Source organism: Flavobacterium sp. (assembly GCF_043773265.1).
Taxonomy (GTDB): Bacteria; Bacteroidota; Bacteroidia; order Flavobacteriales; family Flavobacteriaceae; genus Flavobacterium.
In genome coordinates this window covers 1-3,956 of sequence record NZ_JAYVFH010000132.1, presented here as the reverse complement: position 1 = coordinate 3,956, position 3,956 = coordinate 1, and the positions used below count along the sequence as shown (strand labels likewise).

2 protein-coding genes and 1 pseudogene are annotated in these 3,956 nt (G+C 28.5%); all 3 read left to right on the top strand.

What is annotated here, in order from left to right:
• Positions 1 to 278 precede the first annotated feature (278 nt).
• Entirely contained in the window at positions 279 to 530 is a 252-nt protein-coding gene (locus ACH2BO_RS07235) for a hypothetical protein (protein WP_395044082.1), read from the top strand.
• A gap of 1,057 nt (positions 531 to 1,587) precedes the next feature.
• Positions 1,588 to 3,528, top strand: coding sequence for an alpha-1,4-glucan--maltose-1-phosphate maltosyltransferase (locus ACH2BO_RS07230; RefSeq protein ID WP_395044081.1), 1,941 nt, complete (start codon positions 1,588 to 1,590; stop codon positions 3,526 to 3,528).
• Positions 3,529 to 3,580: 52 nt separating this feature from the next.
• A pseudogene (locus ACH2BO_RS07225) lies at positions 3,581 to 3,956 on the top strand (trehalose synthase); the annotation flags it as partial.

Here is a 3,956-nt window from a genome sequence, read left to right as displayed (position 1 = left end):
CAATTTTTATTAGTTTCAAAAAAAATTAATTAATTATCATTGTTGTCCGATAAAAGTAAATAAAAACAAATAAAAAAGAAGCCATAAAAATGGCTTCTCAATTAAAATCGTAATTTGGTTTTGCAAAAGACAAAAAACGATGAGAAAAAAGTAATTATTTTACTAGTAAATCTATTTTCGGACAGCTGATTTCTTTAATTGAAGTTAAAATAATAAAAGATGCAGTAAAAATGAATGATTCCGACAGATATGTATAACGTTTTAAGAGTAAAGACCATTTGATAAGTATACTTTTTTACTCGATTGCCATTTGTAATTCACTTCGAGAAGTATCTTGTGCAATGCTTGGATTGTCTGGAAAAACAGAAAGTTTTCAATTGAGTTACATTCCAAAACGAAGCACTTTGTCCAATGCAAACAAGAAAAGAAAGGTTGAGTTTTTTGAAGATATTTATAATAAGTTGTTGTTCGAATATGGTTCAGTTTTGTCGGACAGTCGAATTCAAAATGTTCTAAAAAAAACAGGTTAAAATTGTCGATAGCACAACAATTAGCTTGTTTAAAGATTTTGAGCTGTGTTGAAGAAAGTCAAAAGACAATAAAAGTAAAGGCGGAATTAAAGTTTATAAGGTAATTAATGCTGATGAAAAAGTGCCATGTTTAGTATGGTTTAGCCCAGTAACAACGAACGACCATAACTTTTAAAAAAAACTAAAATGTGATGACAACACCATTTATGTTTTTGACAAAGGTTATAATGATTACAAGTAATTCAAGCATTTTACAGACAATAAAACAGGATTTGTAACTCGAATCAAAGACAATGCAAATTATGATATTGTTAGTGTAAAAGAAGTTTCTGATGAGATTCACAGTGGTGTTCTGTAAGAGGAAATTATTGAAATAGAAGTTAATGAAGGAAAAGTAGCAACAAAGTCAGGAAAGTAAAATTTTATGACCGAGAAAACAAAATAGAATTTGAATTTATTACGAATTTGTTTGAGTTAAGAGCCGATTAAATCGTAGGACTGTATAAAGTTAGATGGCAATAAAATTACTATTCAAGCAATTAAAACAAAATTTTCCGTTGCGATATTTTTTTAGGAGATAATGAAAATGCTATTAAAATTCAGTTTTATTGTGTTTTAATTGTTAATATGCTAATAGCAGTAATCAAAAAGAAATTAAAAAGGAGCTGGGCTTTTTCAAACTTGGTTAGTTTTTGTGAAATTCATCTTTTCAATTAAATCCAACTGATAAAATTTTTAGAAAATCCAGAAAATACTGGATTATCATTAAAGCAGAAGTATAACAATTATCCTTTTTTTGACGCCTTGATTTAGAAAGCAAAAAATTTAAAAAACAAACAACTGAATAACAGTTATATAGATAATATAAATAGTGATTTTATTTTTTTATCAGACATTAATGTAATTAAACATAATTAAAACGCTAATATAATTTGAAACTAAATTAGTAACTATTAAATTTTCAAATTAATTTAATTTATAATTTGATAAATATTTTTTTTCTTAATAATTTTTATGCCATATTTTTTATATTTTAGTAATCTAAAAAAAGTTGTAAATGCAAAATCAAAAGCGAGTTATAATTGAAAATATTTTGCCTCAATTAGATAATGGGAATTTTTTCATAAAAAGAATTGTTGGGCAAAATGTTAAAGTTTCAGTGGATATTATTTCTGATGGTCACGATATAATGGAAGCTGTGGTACAATACAAACACATTGAAGAAAAAAAGTGGACAGAAATTAGAATGAATACAGATTCTAATGATGTTTTTGTCGCAATATTTTCTGTTGAAAAACAAGGGTTTTATTCTTATTTCGTAGAGTCGTGGATTGATTATGCCTTAAATTGGCAATATGGAATTGGAAAGAAAATTATAGATAATCAAGAAGTTAAATCTGAACTTTTAGAAGGAATTGAATACTTAAAACCTTTACTTAATAAAGTTTCTTCAGTTGAGAAAAAATATTTACAAGAAACAATAAAAATATTTTCTGACGAAAAAAACTATGATAATGCTATTATTGAAGCAGTTTCAGCTAAACTCAAAAGTATTTTTAAAGAAAATCCAACAAAGTTTCTGGCAAACCAATCTAAAGAATTTAAAATATATGTTGACAGACCAAAAGCATTATTCAGTACTTGGTACGAATTTTTTCCTCGTTCAGCATCGAATGAATTAGGAAAACACGGTAATTTTAAAGATTGTGAAAAATTATTACCTAGAGTTGCAAAAATGGGCTTTGATACTTTATATTTCCCACCAATTCATCCAATTGGCGAATTAAATAGAAAAGGAATAAATAATGCAACAAATGCAAATCCAGATGATGTTGGTTCACCCTGGGGAATTGGATCTAAATATGGTGGACACAAATCTATTCATCCAGAATTAGGAACTTTAGAAGATTTTAAATCATTAGTAAAATCTGCTAAAAACTTAGGAATAGAAATTGCAATGGATTTTGCTCTTCAAGCAGCACCAGATCATCCATATGTTAAAGATTTTCCGCAATGGTTCAAATGGAGACCAGATGGAACAGTTCAATATGCAGAAAATCCACCAAAAAAATATCAAGATATACTACCTATTTATTTTGAAAGCGACGATTGGAAAAATCTTTGGAAAGAGTTATTAGATTGCGCTTTATTTTGGGTTGAAGAATGTGAAGTCAAAATTTTTAGAGTTGATAATCCGCATACAAAACCTTTTTATTTTTGGGGTTGGTTAATTACTGAAATTAAGAAGAAACATCCAGATGTATTATTTCTTGCAGAAGCTTTTACGCGTCCAAAAATTATGAACGAACTAGCAAAACAAGGATTTACACAATCATATACCTATTTCACTTGGAGAAATTCAAAAGCTGAGTTAATAGAATACGTTACTGAACTTACACAATCTAGCCAAAAAGAATTTTTTAGACCTAACTTTTGGCCCAACACACCAGACATAAATCCATATGCACTTCAAGGAGCAAACGAAAGTACCTATCTACAAAAGTATTTTTTAGCAGCCACATTAAGTTCTTCAGTTGGAATATACGGACCAGTTTTCGAGCATATGATTTCTGATGCTATACCTGGCAAAGAAGAATATATCGATTCTGAAAAATACCAAATTCGTCATTGGGATTGGGAAAAAGAAAATAAAATCACAATGTTAATTAGTAAGATTAACAACATTAGAAAAGAGCAAATATCATTACAGCAAACCAATAATATTCATTTTTGTGATACCGATAATGATCAAGTAATTGCTTATTACAAATTCGATGACAATAAAGAAAGTGAAACCCTAATGATTTGTAGTTTAGATGCATACTATGCCAAACAAACTTGGGTAAAAATTCCATTACAATTATTAAATATTCAAGAAGGACAATCGTTTACTGTAACCGATTTAATCACAGGAAATAGTTATATTTGGGATAAAGAATGGAATTTTGTGGAACTTTCTGCTGAACTTCCTTTTCATTTATTTAAAATTCAACGATAATGATTTAAGGTTTTTTTAACCACATAGAAATAGTTTATTAAACTTCAAAATAATGAAAGAAAGCAAGATTAATGAAGATGAATTTCAAAACCCGTTTGTTTTCAAAACAGATTGGAAAAATGCATTTGAAGATAAGGAATTTGTAAAAGTTTTTTCTTCAGACATTCTTGAAAATTATATTATCAATAAGCGTTGGTATGGCGGAAAAGCTAGTACTTTAAAGTATATTGAAGTGGTAGATTCTTTTAAAATCACTTCAAAAAAGAACACTTATTATGGTGTTTTGCTCGAAGTCAATTTCAAGGAAGCTTTTTACCAGCATTATTTTATGCCGATTGCTTTTATGTCGGAGGACAAGTTGGATACCAACACCATAATTGCACCCGTGAAAATGAACGGGCAACCAGGATTTCTTGTGGACGCCTTGC